This is a genomic window from bacterium (assembly GCA_035549195.1).
In the GTDB taxonomy this organism is placed as follows: Bacteria; Oederibacteriota; Muellerivitia; order Muellerivitales; family Muellerivitaceae; genus DASZRK01.
Map to the genome: position 1 here is coordinate 22,474 of DASZRK010000075.1, position 14,506 is coordinate 36,979.

General features: G+C 60.8%; 13 protein-coding genes. All 13 read left to right on the forward strand.

Features of this window, described 5'->3' with window-relative positions; genetic code table 11:
- Nucleotides 1–260 precede the first annotated feature (260 nt).
- The 13 genes from ilvB (at nucleotide 261) to VHE12_12835 (ending at nucleotide 14,448) form a co-directional block, all read left to right on the forward strand.
- Nucleotides 261–2,024, forward strand: a complete 1,764-nt coding sequence (ilvB, locus tag VHE12_12775) for a biosynthetic-type acetolactate synthase large subunit (GenBank protein HVZ81655.1) — start codon at nucleotides 261–263, stop codon at nucleotides 2,022–2,024.
- A 22-nt stretch (nucleotides 2,025–2,046) separates the two neighbouring features.
- Nucleotides 2,047–2,589, forward strand: coding sequence for an acetolactate synthase small subunit (gene ilvN, locus VHE12_12780; GenBank protein ID HVZ81656.1), 543 nt, complete (start codon nucleotides 2,047–2,049; stop codon nucleotides 2,587–2,589).
- Between the two features lie 63 nt (nucleotides 2,590–2,652).
- On the forward strand, nucleotides 2,653–3,645 hold the full coding sequence (gene ilvC / locus VHE12_12785; GenBank protein ID HVZ81657.1) for a ketol-acid reductoisomerase: 993 nt from the start codon (nucleotides 2,653–2,655) through the stop codon (nucleotides 3,643–3,645).
- A 137-nt stretch (nucleotides 3,646–3,782) separates the two neighbouring features.
- The gene (locus VHE12_12790; GenBank protein ID HVZ81658.1) at nucleotides 3,783–4,448 is read left to right on the forward strand and encodes a phosphatidylserine decarboxylase; all 666 of its coding nucleotides are present in this window, start codon (nucleotides 3,783–3,785) and stop codon (nucleotides 4,446–4,448) included.
- Between the two features lies 1 nt (nucleotide 4,449).
- Complete coding sequence (gene pssA / locus VHE12_12795) at nucleotides 4,450–5,322, forward strand: CDP-diacylglycerol--serine O-phosphatidyltransferase (protein ID HVZ81659.1); 873 nt, start codon at nucleotides 4,450–4,452, stop codon at nucleotides 5,320–5,322.
- Nucleotides 5,323–5,376: 54 nt separating this feature from the next.
- Nucleotides 5,377–6,960: a 2-isopropylmalate synthase gene (locus VHE12_12800; protein ID HVZ81660.1), complete on the forward strand. Its 1,584-nt coding sequence runs from the start codon at nucleotides 5,377–5,379 to the stop codon at nucleotides 6,958–6,960.
- A 60-nt stretch (nucleotides 6,961–7,020) separates the two neighbouring features.
- On the forward strand, nucleotides 7,021–8,091 hold the full coding sequence (gene leuB / locus VHE12_12805) for a 3-isopropylmalate dehydrogenase (GenBank protein HVZ81661.1): 1,071 nt from the start codon (nucleotides 7,021–7,023) through the stop codon (nucleotides 8,089–8,091).
- A 4-nt stretch (nucleotides 8,092–8,095) separates the two neighbouring features.
- Nucleotides 8,096–8,755, forward strand: a complete 660-nt coding sequence (locus VHE12_12810; GenBank protein HVZ81662.1) for a hypothetical protein — start codon at nucleotides 8,096–8,098, stop codon at nucleotides 8,753–8,755.
- A 112-nt stretch (nucleotides 8,756–8,867) separates the two neighbouring features.
- Nucleotides 8,868–9,947, forward strand: coding sequence for an aspartate-semialdehyde dehydrogenase (gene asd / locus VHE12_12815; protein ID HVZ81663.1), 1,080 nt, complete (start codon nucleotides 8,868–8,870; stop codon nucleotides 9,945–9,947).
- Between the two features lie 127 nt (nucleotides 9,948–10,074).
- Complete coding sequence (gene tpx, locus VHE12_12820) at nucleotides 10,075–10,587, forward strand: thiol peroxidase (protein ID HVZ81664.1); 513 nt, start codon at nucleotides 10,075–10,077, stop codon at nucleotides 10,585–10,587.
- Between the two features lie 75 nt (nucleotides 10,588–10,662).
- On the forward strand, nucleotides 10,663–13,068 hold the full coding sequence (locus VHE12_12825) for a DUF2723 domain-containing protein (GenBank protein ID HVZ81665.1): 2,406 nt from the start codon (nucleotides 10,663–10,665) through the stop codon (nucleotides 13,066–13,068).
- A 4-nt stretch (nucleotides 13,069–13,072) separates the two neighbouring features.
- Complete coding sequence (truA, locus tag VHE12_12830; protein HVZ81666.1) at nucleotides 13,073–13,864, forward strand: tRNA pseudouridine(38-40) synthase TruA; 792 nt, start codon at nucleotides 13,073–13,075, stop codon at nucleotides 13,862–13,864.
- On the forward strand, nucleotides 13,861–14,448 hold the full coding sequence (locus VHE12_12835; GenBank protein HVZ81667.1) for a hypothetical protein: 588 nt from the start codon (nucleotides 13,861–13,863) through the stop codon (nucleotides 14,446–14,448). The genes truA and VHE12_12835 overlap by 4 nt, the downstream gene beginning before the upstream one ends.
- The last annotated feature ends 58 nt before the right edge of the window (nucleotides 14,449–14,506 follow it).

The following is a 14,506-nucleotide window of genomic DNA, read 5'->3' on the forward strand; positions in this document are numbered from 1 at the left end:
CGTCCGGAGGCGGTGCGCTCCTAACGACGGCTACCAAGCCGCGGGGTCCCGCCCAAGGGACCGCCGCGGCTTTTTTTTTTAGCCAAAGCCCTCCCTTCGGCTCCCGCTCTTGATCCCGTCCGGTTTTAGGGTCTTTTCGGCGTAAAACCCGTAAATTCGGGTGCGATTTCGGCCCTGAATGATGAACAAACCCAGGAAATTATTGTAAAATCGAGCCCTTTCACGCTTGCCGGGGTTGGGGCATTTTTAAGGAGAAAACGATGGCGAAACAAAAGACGAAGCTCAAAAAAGGCGCCGAAATGGTGGTGGATGTCCTCTTAAGCGAGGGCGTGGACATCTGCTGGGGCGTCACGGGCGGGGCGATCCTGCCGGTCTATGACGCCATCTACCTGAACCGGGATAAGATCCGCCTCATCGATACCCGTCACGAGCAAGGCGCGGTCCATATGGCCGAGGGCTACGCCAAGTCGACCGGCAAGGTCGGTGTCTGTGTGGTCACCTCCGGCCCCGGCGCCACCAACATCGTCACTGGTCTCGCCGACGCCTATATGGACTCGGTCCCCCTGGTCGCCATCACGGGCCAGGTCCCGACCTCCCTCATCGGCACCGACGGGTTCCAGGAAGCCGACGTGGTCGGCATCACCCGCTCCTGCACCAAGCACAACTACCTGGTGAAGAACATCCAGGAATTGCCCCAGATCATGCGGGACGCCTTCTTCATCGCCCGCTCGGGCCGTCCCGGGCCGGTTCTGGTCGACATCCCCAAGGACATCGCCGCCGCCTCGGCGGAGGTGGAGATCCCGTTGAAGCCTTCCATCCCTCTCTCCAAGTTCGTGCCCGAACCGGACATGAACGAATTGGATAAGATCGCCGAGCTCTTGAAGGCCGCCAAGCGTCCTCTCATTTACGCCGGGGGCGGCGTCATCAACGCCGGGGCTTCGGAGGACCTCTACAAGTTCGCCCGCAAGACGAACGTGCCTGTCACCCTGACCCTGATGGGCCTGGGGGCCTATCCGGCCACCGACCGGCAATTCATCGACATGCTGGGCATGCACGGGTCCTACCGGGCCAACATGGCCCTGACCCATTGCGATTTCCTGCTGGCCATCGGTAGCCGTTTCGACGACCGGGTGACGGGGAAGCTCAGCGAGTTCTCCCCGCATTCGAAAAAGGCCCATATCGACGTGGACCCCACCTCCATCGGGAAGAACGTGAAGGTGGACGCCCATGTTCTGGGCGACATGCGTTCCATCCTCAAGGAACTGACCAAACGGGCCGGGACCAAGGACTATGACGAGTGGTATGACCAACTGGATTCCTGGAACACCAAGCATCCGCTCGCGTACAAACAGGACCCCAAAGGGGTCGTGCTGCCCCAATTCGCCATCGACGAGATCTACCGCATCACCAAGGGCGACGCCTATGTGGCCACCGAGGTCGGACAGCACCAGATGTGGGCCGCCCAGTATTACAAGTTCAATAAACCCCGTCGTTGGCTGACCTCGGGGGGCTTGGGCACCATGGGGTTCGGGTTCCCGGCCGCCATTGGGGCCGCCTTCGCCCACCCCAACGCGACGGTCGTCGACATCGCGGGGGACGGCAGCTTCCAGATGACCCTGCAGGAACTGGCCATCGTGAAGCAGTACAACCTCAATGTGAAGACCATCATCATCAACAACAAGTTCATGGGCATGGTCAAGCAATGGCAGGACCTGTTCTTCGACAAGCGCTACGCGGCCACCTCGATCCCCGCCCAGCCGGACTTCGTGAAGCTGGCGGACGCCTACGGCATCGCGGGCTACCGGGCGGAGAACCCGAAGGACACGACCAAGGTCCTGGAAGAGGCCCTGACCAAGAAGGGGCCCTGCCTGGTCGACCTGGTGGTCGACGCCGAGGAGCACGTCTATCCCATGGTCCCCGCCGGAGGGGCCGTGAAGGACATCGTGCTCTCCAAGGAACACCAGAAACAGAAGGCCCTGGAAGCGGCCAAGGCCCCCAAAAAAGCCACCCAAGTCCATCTTTAAGATCAGGGAAAGGAACAACACCATGCGTCACACCATTTCCGTCCTCGTGAACAACCACGCGGGGGTCCTGTCCCGCGTCTCGAACCTTTTCTCGGCCCGGGGCTACAACATCGACAGTCTGGTGGTCGGGATCACCGATGACCCGAAGGTCTCCCGCATGACCATCGTGGTCAAGGGGGATGAGAGGATCATCGACCAGGTGGAAAAGCAGCTCAACAAGCTCATCGACGTCATCAAGGTCATCGACCTGACCAACGATGATTTCATCGGGCGGGACCTGGCCCTCATCAAGGTCAAGGCCGAGGCCCATAACCGAAGCCAGGTCATGGAGATCGCCCAGTGCTTCGACGGAAAGATCGTGGACGTGGGGGCGAAGAGCTTCATCATCGAAGTGACGGGCAAGGAGAGCAAGATCAACGCCATGGTCGAGCTCCTGAAGAATTACGGCATCCTGGAGATGGTGCGCACCGGCGAGGTGGCCATTTCCCGGGGCAAGAAGGTGCTGGAGGAAGAGGAAGCCAAGGTGAAGGTGAAGGCCGGCAAGGCCGGACAGTCGAACCTTTGACCTCAATTTTTGATTCTTAATCCTGAATTCTTAATTCAGGACCTAAAAACCAAGGAGAAGGAAATGCCTAAGATCCACTACGAGCAAGACGCCGATATCAACGCCCTCAAGGGGAAGACCCTGGCGGTGCTGGGTTACGGCAACCAAGGCCGCAACCAGGCCCTGAACCTCAAGGATTCGGGGATCAAGGTCATCATCGGGGCCCGCAGCGAGAAGACCAAGGCCCAGGCCAAGGCCGACGGGTTCGAGGCCTATGACTCCAAGGAAGCGGCGGCCAAGGCCGACATCATCCAGATCCTCATCCAGGACGACCTGCAGGGCGCCCTTTACCGCAACGACGTGTTGCCGTCCTTGAAGGCCGGCAAGGCCCTCATGTTCTCCCACGGGTTCAACATCCATTTCGGCCAGATCGTGCCGCCCGCGGACGTGGACGTGTTCATGATCGCCCCCAAGGGTCCGGGCCACCTGGTGCGCACCACCTATGTGGACGGCAAGGGCGTCCCGGCGCTCGTCGCCATCCACCAGAACGCCACCGGCAACGCCATGAAGCTGGCGCTCGCCTACGCCAAGGCCATCGGCGCCACCCGCGCCGGTGTGTTGGAGACCACCTTCAAGGAAGAGACCGAGACCGACCTCTTCGGCGAGCAAGTGGTGCTCTGCGGCGGCCTTTCGGAGCTCATCCGCGCCGGGTTCGACACCCTGGTCTCCGCGGGCTACCAGCCCGAAGTGGCCTATTTCGAGTGCCTGCATGAGGTGAAACTGATCGTGGACCTGATCTACGAAAAGGGCATCACCGGCATGCGGGACGCCATTTCCACCACCGCCAAGTACGGGGACATCAGCCGGGGACGCCGCATCATCACCGAGAACACCCGTGGCGAGATGCGACGCATCCTCTCCGAGATCCAGACGGGCATGTTCGCCCGCGAGTTCGTGCTGGAGAACCAGGCCAACCGGCCGGTCTATAACTCGGTGCTGAAGCTCGATTCCGAGCACTTGATCGAGAAGGTCGGGGTGCAGGTGCGCAGCATGTTCAGCTGGATGAAGAAAAAGTAAAAGTTCAAACCACAGAGGGCACGGAGGGCACAGAGAAGGATCGAAAAAGAGAAAAAAGGCCTTTTAAAGGGTCCGGGTTTCTCTGCGATCTCTGTGTCCTCTGTGGTCAGAGGGGTGCTGCCGTGAGACTGCCGTTCATGCCGGAAACCTGGAGCATGTTCCTGCCCGTGTTCATCACGGGTTGGGTCCTGCTGCTGGCCGGCTCCCACTGGGGCTACTGGTTCCTGGCCCTTTTCGGGGTGGCGGTCCTGGTCGTCTCCTTCCTCATCCTGAACTTCTTCCGGGATTTTGAGCGGGCCCCTGGGCGGGCGCTCAAGCCCCGCCAGGTGATCAGCCCGGCCGACGGGAAGGTCGTGGTCATCCGGACCGTCACCGAGAAGTTCCACCTCAAGAAACCCAGCGTCCAGGTCGCCATCTTCATGAACCCGCTGAACAACCACGTCCAGCGGGCGCCCTTCGACGGCAAGGTGGTGAAGAAGGTCTATCACAAGGGCGAGTTCATGGCCGCCTATGAGGACAAGGCCGACCTGGTCAATGAGCAGGCCCACCTGGTGGTGGACCTGATATCGCCCGGGCCCCGCCCGAAAAAAATGGGCCGCATGGTGCTCAAGCAGATCGCCGGGCTGGTCTGCCACCGCATCCGTACCACCCCCGGTCAGGGCGACCGCATCGAGCGGGGCAAACGCATCGGGCGCATCCTGCTGGGCTCGCGGGTGGATGTTTTCATGCCCAAGACCTTCAAACCCGCCGTGAAGGTGGGCGACCAGGTCCTGGCCGGTGTGACCGTCCTCGGGGAGCTTTGACATGGCCCCTTCCCGCACGAAGAACCATCCGGCCCCGGAGGCTAAAACGTCCTCCTCGCGCTTCCGCAAGACCATCTACCTCCTGCCGAACCTTTTCACGGCTGGCAACATGGTGTTGGGCATCCTTTCCATCGCCTATGCCATCAACGACGCACTGACCCTGTCGGTTGCGGCCGAGACCAAGGTCGTTCCTTTCGTCTGGCCCGCGCGCTTCATCGTGATCGCGGCCTTCATGGATTTCTTCGACGGCTTCGTGGCCCGGGCCACGGGTACCACCAGCCGCTTCGGCATGGAATTCGACAGCCTCTCCGACCTAGTGAGCTTCGGCATGGCGCCGGCCATCCTGATCTACCTCTCGGTCCTCCGCTACCAGAACGGCCTGGGGCTCTCCATCACGGTGTTCTACGTGGTCTGCGCCGCCGTCCGCCTGGCCCGGTTCAACGTCCAGGCCCAGGTGGAGGAGAAGAGCCACTTCATGGGCCTCCCGAGCCCCGCCGCCGCCGGGATCCTGGCCAGCTACGTTCTTTTCTCCCGCTGGGGCGGTTGGTATGGGAAGGGCATCTTCATGAACAAGGTCATGGGCTGGTACGAGGAGAACCTGAACCTCATCGAGTTCTGGGGCATCCCCATCCTGACCGTCATGATCGGGCTGGTGATGATCTCCACCCTCAGCTACCCGAGCCTCAAGAAATTCAAGCTCGAGACCGTCAAGCCCCTCACCCTGGTGGTGATCGTGCTGGTCATCTTCTCGCTCCTGAAGGCGGCGGAACCCACGGCTTTCGCCGTCCTGACCCTCTATTTCTTCTGGGGGCTCCTGTCCTCCCTGACCAAGAAGGGGGTTGACCGATTGCGTCGCTCCCGCTCGGCCGCTTAGACCCCCTTTTCACCCATTTACGGACCCATGGACCCAACCCTAAGGAGACACATCATGAAGAACCAAAGAACATCCAATCCCCAGGACCGCGTTTACATCTTCGATACCACCCTGCGTGACGGCGAGCAGGCCCCCGGGGCCAGCCTGAACACCGAGGAAAAACTGAAGGTCGCCGCCCAACTGGAGAAACTGGGCGTGGACATCATCGAAGCCGGTTTCCCCGCGGCCTCGCCGGGCGATTTCGACGCGGTCCAGAAGATCGCCAAACTCGTGAAGCGGACCTCGGTGGCCGGGCTCTGCCGGGCCATGCGTAAGGACATCGACACCTGCGCCAAGGCCCTGAAACCGGCCAAGAAACCCCGTATCCACGTCTTCATCTCCTCCTCCGACATCCACCTGCAATACATCTTCCGCAAGACCAAGGAAGAGGCGGTCGAGGCGGCGGTGGACGCGGTGAAATATGCCCGCAAGTTCTCCGATGACGTGGAATTCTCGGCCCAGGACGCCTCCCGGTCCGACGTGGACTATCTCTGCCGCATGACGGAAGCCGTCATCAAGGCCGGGGCCACGACGGTGAACCTGCCGGACACCGTGGGATACGCCGTGCCCGACGAATACGGACGCATGATCGCCTCCATCCGCCAAAGGGTGCCCAACATCGGCAAGACCATCCTGTCGGTCCATTGCCACAACGACCTGGGCCTGGCGGTGGCCAACTCGGTGGCCGCCATCCAGAACGGGGCCCGGCAGGTGGAATGCACCATCAACGGCATTGGGGAGAGGGCGGGGAACGCCAGCCTGGAGGAGATCGTCATGATCCTCAAGACCCGTTCCGACAAGTACCCCTTCTTCACCGGGGTGAACACCCGGGAGATCTACAAGACCAGCCGCCTGGTCTCCACCCTCACCGGGTTCCCCATCCAGCCCAACAAGGCCATCGTGGGCAACAACGCCTTCGCCCATGAGAGCGGCATCCACCAGGACGGCATGCTCAAGTACCGCCAGACCTACGAGATCATGACGCCCCAGGAGATCGGGGTGCCGGAGAGCCGTTTGGTCATGGGCAAGCACTCGGGCCGACACGCCTTCAAGAAGCGCCTGGAGGACCTGGGCTATGGGGTGAAGCCGGAGGAATTGGACAATCTCTTCGCCAAGTTCAAGGACCTGGCCGACAAGAAAAAGAGCGTCTATGACGAGGATATCGAGGCCCTGATCGAGGAAAAGATCGCGGCTTCCAGCGATACCTACCAGTTGACCTACCTGCATACCTCCGCCGGGACCACGACGCTCCCGACGGCCACCTTGAAGCTCAAGAAGGGCGACCAGGAGACCCAGGAAGCGGCGACCGGCGACGGGCCGGTGGACGCGGTCTTCAATGCCATCGACCGGGCGACCGGGTTCAAGGGCAAGTTGGAGAACTACACCTTGAAGGCCCTCACCCAGGGGCGGGATGCCCAGGGCGAGGTGACGGTCACCGTCACCACCAACGGGGACGAGGCCCATGGACGGGGCGTCTCCACCGACGTCATCGAGGCTTCGGCCAAGGCCTATTTGAACGGGGTCAACAAGCTCTTGTTGAAGCACGTCAAAAAGAGCGCCAAGGCCGCTTTTGAGGCGATGAAGGGTTTGAAGCTTTAGTCGGTTTTTCGCGCCGGCCGGGGAAAGCCCCGGCCGGCATTCTTTTCCCAAGAGGTTCCCATGAATTTTCACATCGTCGTATTGGCCGGGGATGGTATCGGTCCCGAGATCTGCGAGGAATCCAAGAAGGTCCTCGACCGCATCGGGGAGATCTTCGGACATCAATTCGAATACGAGGCTCAGGACGCGGGCGGGATCGCCATCGACAAGTTCGACACCCCCCTGCCGGACCATACCCTGAAGGCCTGCTTGAACGCCCAGGCTGTCCTCAAAGCCCCCATGGGCGGGCCCAAGTGGGACAAGATGGAGAACAAGAAGCGCCCCGAGGCGGGCATTTTGGGCCTGCGCAAAGGGTTGGACCTTTACGCGAACCTCCGGCCGGTCAAGCTCTTCAACGCGCTGAAGGACGCGTCCACCCTGAAGCCCGAGGTCATCGACGGGGTGGACATGCTGATCGTCCGGGAACTCATCTCGGGCATCTATTTCGGCGAACCCCGGGGCATCCACGGGGAAGGGAAGGACCGCTATGGGGTCAACACCGAGATCTACCGCGCCCCTGAGGTCGAGCGCATCGTGGGGCTGGCCTGCGACCTGGCCCGCCTGAGGCGCAAGAAGGTGACCAGCGTGGACAAGTTCAACGTGCTGGAATCCTCCCGGCTCTGGCACGACGTGGCCGAGGAGGTTTCCCATCGATACCAGGACATCACCTTCGAGCACCAGATCGTGGACAACGCCGCCATGCAACTCATCCTCAAACCCAAGTCCTTTGACGTGATGGTGACCACCAATATGTTCGGGGACATCCTCTCCGACGAGGCCTCCATGTTGACCGGGTCTCTGGGGATGCTGCCGTCCGCTTCCATCGGCGGCCAGGTGGCCCTTTATGAACCCTCCCATGGATCGGCCCCGGATATCGCGGGGACGGGCAAGGCCAATCCGCTGGCCATGATCCTCTCCACCGCCATGATGCTCCAATACAGCTTCAAGCTCTTGAAGGAAGCCGAAGCGGTGGAAAAAGCGGTGGAACGGGTGCTGGATTCGGGTCTTCGGACCGCCGATTTGGCCCAGAAGGGCGGGAAGGTGATAACCTGCCGGGAGATGGGAGAAGCCGTCATCCGGGAGCTGAAGTGAACCAATGAAAAAGATCCAAGGGTTCGGGGTCCTGGCCCTACTGACCGGACTGGGGATGTTGCTCCAGGCCCAGACCGCGCCCGCCGGGTCCGCCCTGGCTGGGAGCCCGGCTTCCCGCCATGCAATGGGCGTCTCCACACCGGGGAGCTTGGTTCCCACCGGGACACCGACCTCGACCCCGAGCGTTACTCCCACCCCTACCATCACCTCGACCCCGACGAACAGCCCGACGGGGACCCGCAGCCCTGTGCCGACCGCCACGGTTTCCTCGACCGCCACCCACACCCCTTCCACCACGCCGACCTCGAGCCCCACCTTGTCGCCCACCCCCAGTCCCACCTGGACCTCGACCCCGGGGGTTTTCCAGTTCTCGGTCTCCCCGAAACCTGACGGCCAAGGGCAGATCCATTTCCAATGGGGGACCACGGTCCCTGCGGACGAGGTTTATCTAAGGGTCTTCACGAGTGGACTTCGGCTGGTTTGGGAAGATACCTTCAACAAGAAGGAGAAACCCGAGTTCCTCACCATAGACCCACATGACGTCACCTGGAACGGACGGGACGACGTGGGCCGCCCCATGCCTCCCGGCTATTACATTTGTTTCATTTCGGTGACGGCAGGAAAAAAGACCTATGAATCCAGCTCCAAGACGGAAATCCCCTGATCATTGATGGACCAGGAGGTCTTCTTCCCTGGTCGCGCGATTGAAACTGACTTCAAATGTGTTATTCTTTCCCTTCCCTTGAGCCGTTTTTAGCCAGTTTTAAGGACGAAAAATGAAAAAGAAGAAAGTCGCCGTCATCGGGGCCACGGGCGTGGCCGGCCAGCAGTTCCTGGCCTCCCTTCCCGGCCATCCCATGTTCGAGGTGGTCGCCTTGGCCGCCAGCGAGCGCTCGGCGGGGAAGACCTACAAGGACGCCATCACCGACGCCCACGGCGCCTTCCGTTGGTATTGCCAGGAACCGCTCGACCCGGCCTTCGCCAAGCTCCAGGTCGAGGACGCCTCCAAGCTGGATGCCACGAAGGTGGACGTCATCTTCACAGCCGTGGAGTCCGACGCCGCCAAGGAACTGGAACCCCGTTACGCCAAGACCACGCCCGTCGTCTCCACCGCCTCGGCCTTCCGTTACGAAGCTGACGTGCCCATCTTCATCCCCGGCGTCAACGAGGGCCATGACAAGCTCATCGCGGTCCAAAAGAAGAACCGCGGCTGGAAGGGTTTCGTGACCCCGGTGCCCAATTGCACCACCACGGGGCTCGCCATGACCCTCAAGCCCCTGCACGACCATTTCGGCATCCTGCAGGTGATCATGACCTCCATGCAGGCATGCTCGGGCGCGGGCCGTTCGCCCGGCGTCATCGCGCTGGACATCGTGGATAACGTGGTCCCTTACATCCCCAAGGAAGAAGAAAAGGTCGAGAAGGAGACCCAAAAGATCCTGGGCGAGATCGTGGGCGAGACGGTCGCCCCGGCGCCCTTCCCGGTCTCGGCCACCTGCACCCGGGTGCCTGTGCTGGAGGCCCATACGGAGGCGGTCTATGTGTCCTTGAAGAAGCACGCCACCGTGGACGACGTGAAGAAAGTCATGCGGGAACACGCGAAAAGCTTCATCGGCCTGAAATTACCCTCTTGCCCGCCCCATTTGATCGATGTGACCGACGATCCCTTCCGCCCCCAGCCGAGGGTGGACCGGGACCGGGAAGGCGGAATGGTGACCTCCGTCGGACGAGTGCGGGCCGATCACGCGCTTCCCAACGGTATCAAGTATGTCCTGGTCTCCCATAACACCAAGATGGGGGCGGCCAAGGGCGGGATGCTGGTGGCCGAATACCTGGTGCATCAGGGCCACATTTGAAGGCAATTTAGAATTTTGAATGGCGGATATTTCCCTAACGGGAAACGAAGTTCCTGGAAAGAAGCCCGTTCAAGGTCTTTTCGGCGTCTCAATGGTTGCGCGGTGAAAATACATTAAGGAGAAACGAATGCAAGAACGTAAAGGCGTGCAGACCTTCAAGGGCGGTCCTTTGACCCTCCTGGGACCCGAGATCAAAGTGGGCGATACGGCCCCCAACTTCAAGGTGCTGACGAACAAGTTGGAGGAAGTGACCCTGGACAACTACAAGGGAAAGACCCTCATCCTTTCCGTGGCTCCCTCCCTGGACACCTCGGTCTGTTCGTTGCAGACCCAGCGGTTCAACAAGGAGACGGCCAACCTCCCGGCCTCGGTGGAAGTGCTGACCATCACCGCCGACCTGCCCTTCGCCCAGGCCCGTTTTTGCGGGGCCGAGAACATCAAGATCCAGACCCTCTCCGACCACCGGGATATGAGCTTTGCGGATGCCTATGGCACCCATATCAAGGAGCTCCGCCTGGAGGCCCGTTCCATCTTCGTGGTGGGCAAGGACGGCAAGGTCAAGTACGTGGAATATGTCCCGGAGATGACGAGCCACCCGGATTACGACAAGGCTTTGGCGGCGGCGAAGGCCAACGCTTAAGAAGAGCAAAAAGGTCCGGGGCGGGTAATCCCCGCCCCGGACCGAACGCTTTTGTCCAAGGAACAAGCCCAACCTATGCGGATCCCTTTCCTCCTCTTGATCCTGGTCTATGAAGTCTATCTGCTGACCCATTGCGCGACCTTCAACATCAACGATTCGGGCGAGACCATCATGGTCTGCGACCTTTTGACCATCTCCCATTCGCCCGGCTATCCCCTCCACACCCTTTGGGGCCGGGTCTGTTGCCTGCTCCCGATCGGCAAACCCATGTTCCGGGTCACCTTCTGCTCGCTCATCACCGCCAGTTTCTCGGTCCTGATGGTCTATTACACCCTGCGGATGATCCTCAAGCAGTACCTGGCGCCCGAGGCCTCGGGCCCCAATGCGGCCGTGGCCTCCGTCGAGCCCGTGGGACCGGGCGAGGGAACGGCCCCGGGGCGGCCCAGCGCTTGGCTGTGGGAGATCCCCGCGTTCTTTGGTTCGCTCATCTTCGCTTTTTCCTACCAGCATTGGTTCCAGGCGGGCGGGGCCAAGGGCGGCATCTACACCCTGAACACCTGGCTGACCATCACCCTGGTCTACCTTTTTTACAAGATGCGCGAGAGGGGCTGGTTCATCAAAAGCTTCCTGCTCGCGGGTTTCTTTTACGGCCTGGGCCTCGCCCACCACTGGCCCAACATGTTGGTCATGGCGCCCTCCTTCCTCTGGATGTTCCTGGCCGGCCAGAACAGGGTCTCCATGGGCAGGATGGTCCATAACCTGGTGACGCTCAAGCCCTTCGACCTGCTGGACAACCTGGTGAACATCGTCTCCGCTTTCGGCCTGGTGAATTGGATCAAGGCTTTCCTGGCCCTTTTGCTTTCCCTTTCGGTCTATCTCTACCTTCCCATCCGGGCGACCCAGAACCCGCTCGTCAATTGGTGGAATCCCCAGACCCTGGGACGATTGGTGGGCACCGTGTTGCGGGAGGGCTACAAGGGCGTCGGGGATCAGCGGGGATGGGGGACCATCAAGCGGGACCTTATCCGGTTCTGGCTGCATGCCCATCACCAATATGGGGAGGTCTTTACCTATTTGGTCTTCGCCCTGGCCATCTGGGGGATCATCTGGTTGTTCAGGTGGAGCTGGAAGCAATGGGCCGTGGCCGTCTCCTTCGTGTTCCTTTTCCCCTTCAGTTTCCTGTTCTTCCTTTGGGAGGACTGGGCCCAGGTGGGGGAATCCATCCTCTTTTCCAAACAGACCAATTGGGTGAGCGGGCTTGGCCTTTTCCTGCTGGGAATGGGCGTTTGGACGGGGATCATCCTCTTCAACAACCCGCTGGAAGGCTACCAATGGACCATCGATAACTTCTTCTCGCCCGTCTTCATGATCATCTCCATGTTCGCGGCCTTCGGGGTGGCGGGGCTTTGCCAATGGGCGGCCAAGGAGTGGGAGGGACGCATGATCCCTCTCTATATATCCGCTTTCGTCCTTTCCTTCGCCCTGATGCCCCTCCTGTTGGACTACAACGCCACCATGAAGATCGAGAACGGGCAGGCCATTTACCAGGGGAACGACCAAAGCCGCTATGTCAGCTCCTACGACGAGGGCATGAACATGCTCAAGACCGTCAACAACGACGGGGTCATCATCTGCAATGGGGACATCGATATCCTGCCCCTTTGGTACCTCCAGTTCGTGGAAGGGAAACGGCCTTCGGTGGTCTCCTTCACCATGCAATTGATCCCCTATGACTGGTACCGGAACCCCCTCTTTGAACGTTGGCCTTTCCTCTATGTGCCCCTGCGCCGGGACCAATATGGCCGCGAGGACATCCGGCCCGAGACCGTGGTCCAGGACATGATCGACCGGCACGCCAAGGACCGCTCTTTCTATTTCACCAATATCTTCACGGCTCCCTGGATGCGGGAGAAGAATCCCCAATGCCTGCCCGAGGGGTTCCTCTGGCGCATGGCCGCCACCAAGAACCTCAACTATCCCTTCACCTCGGACCGGCTGAACCTGCTTTGGGACACTTATCGCCTGCGGAACATGGATGCGCCGGACCGGGGCTACTGGGACGAATACACCGACGTCATGAAGGATTCCTACGGGATCGGGTTCGATTTCACCGGCTATTTCGCCTACATGAACGGGATGCCTGACCTGGCCCTCTGGAGCTTCAACAACGCCCTTCAATACCGCCAACCCCAGACCTTGATGCGCATTTACATGATGATCGGCGACACCTATATGCAATTGGCCAACTATTCGGCCGCCATTACCAATTACCAGGAATCCCTGAGGCGGGAGCCCCGGAACCCCTACGCCTTGGCCCGGTTGGGCGACGCCTTCCGCATGATGGGAGACTTCCCCAACGCCGATTCGGCCTATCACCAGTCCCTCAACCTGAACCCGCAGCAAAAGGAGGCCCTGGACGGCCTCCATGCCCTCACCCAGGCCCAAACCCAAAGGGAATTGCCGGGCCTCAAGAAGCGCTGACCTGATGCCTTTCCGGAACATCCGCCTGACGGTCGAATACGACGGCACCCAATTTTCCGGCTGGCAGAAACAGCCCCAGGCCCCCACCTTGCAGGGAACCCTGGAAGAGCGTTTGAAGCTCATCTGCGGGCACCCGGTGGACCTCCTGGTGGCGGGACGCACCGACGCCGGGGTCCACGCCCTGGGCCAGACCGCCAATTTCCACACCGATTCCAGCCTGCCGGTGGAACGGATCCGGACCGTGTTGAACCAACTCCTTCCCCACGACCTCAAGATCGTGAAGGCCCAGGTGGTCCCGGCCCAGTTCCATTCCACCTACCATGCCCTGGCCAAGCTCTACCGTTATGTCATCCGCAACGACAAGGAATACACGGTCTTCGACCGGAATACCTACCATCACCTGCGCATCCCCTTGGACCTTCCGGCCATGCGTCAAGCCGCCAAGCATTTCCTGGGGACCCACGACTTCACCGCTTTCCGGGGAGCCCTGGGCAAGCGGGCCGATCCCAAACGGACCCTGCACAAGATCGACATCAAGAAGAAGGGGAAGGATGTGTGGATCGAATACACGGGCGAGTCCTTCCTGCATCAGATGGTCCGCATCCTCAGCGGGACCCTGGTCTATGTGGGTCATGGCAAGATCAAACCGGAGGATATCCCGGGGATCCTCAAATCCAAGGACCGCAAGAAGGCGGGGCCGACCCTTCCCCCCAACGGGCTCTTTATGGTGAAGGTCTTTTATCCCAAAGCCTTCCCGCCGATCCACCGGCGCGGACCCAAAACGGAGGAAGAATGAAGCTCGGTATCCCCTTTTACTACCTGGGCGCGTTGGGCCTGGTCCTGACCTTCGGGCTTTTCGTCCAGGGGCCCCTGGCCGAGGCCCTGCGCCGGGACCCTTCCTCGAGCTTTGGGTTGGTCATCCTTTTCGGTTTCGCGGGGTTGGCGGGTCTCCTGCTGTTGTTCCTGGGGAAGGGGACTGGGACCCGGACGGCCTTTTATTTCGCCCATGGGACGGCCCTGATCTCCATCCTTTGGCTCATCCTTTGGTGCTTCGTTTGGTTGGCCCGAATGATGGCGCTCGGTGATGACGCGGAGATGTTCATCAAGCACAGCGCCTACCTGCATCTCTTCGGCGTGAGTTTCGCCATGGCGGGTTATGCCACCGGCTGGATGTCGCCCGCCGGTCGGGTCCGCAACAGCCGCTTTTTGATGACGGTCGGTTGGGCCGTCAGCTATATGGCCTGGTTCAACCTTTATCTCCAGCCCAAGTTGGCCTTCCTCTGGGGTCCGGCGGCGGGCGGTCTTTTGGTCGTTTTAGGGGCCTTTCTTTTTGCCCGTGTCACCGGGCCCAAGGTTGAGACGACCTCCCCGCTGACGTAGAATAACCGCCTTCCTGGACCTAAGACCGACCCGGATGGCCGGGTCCCTAGACAGCCCC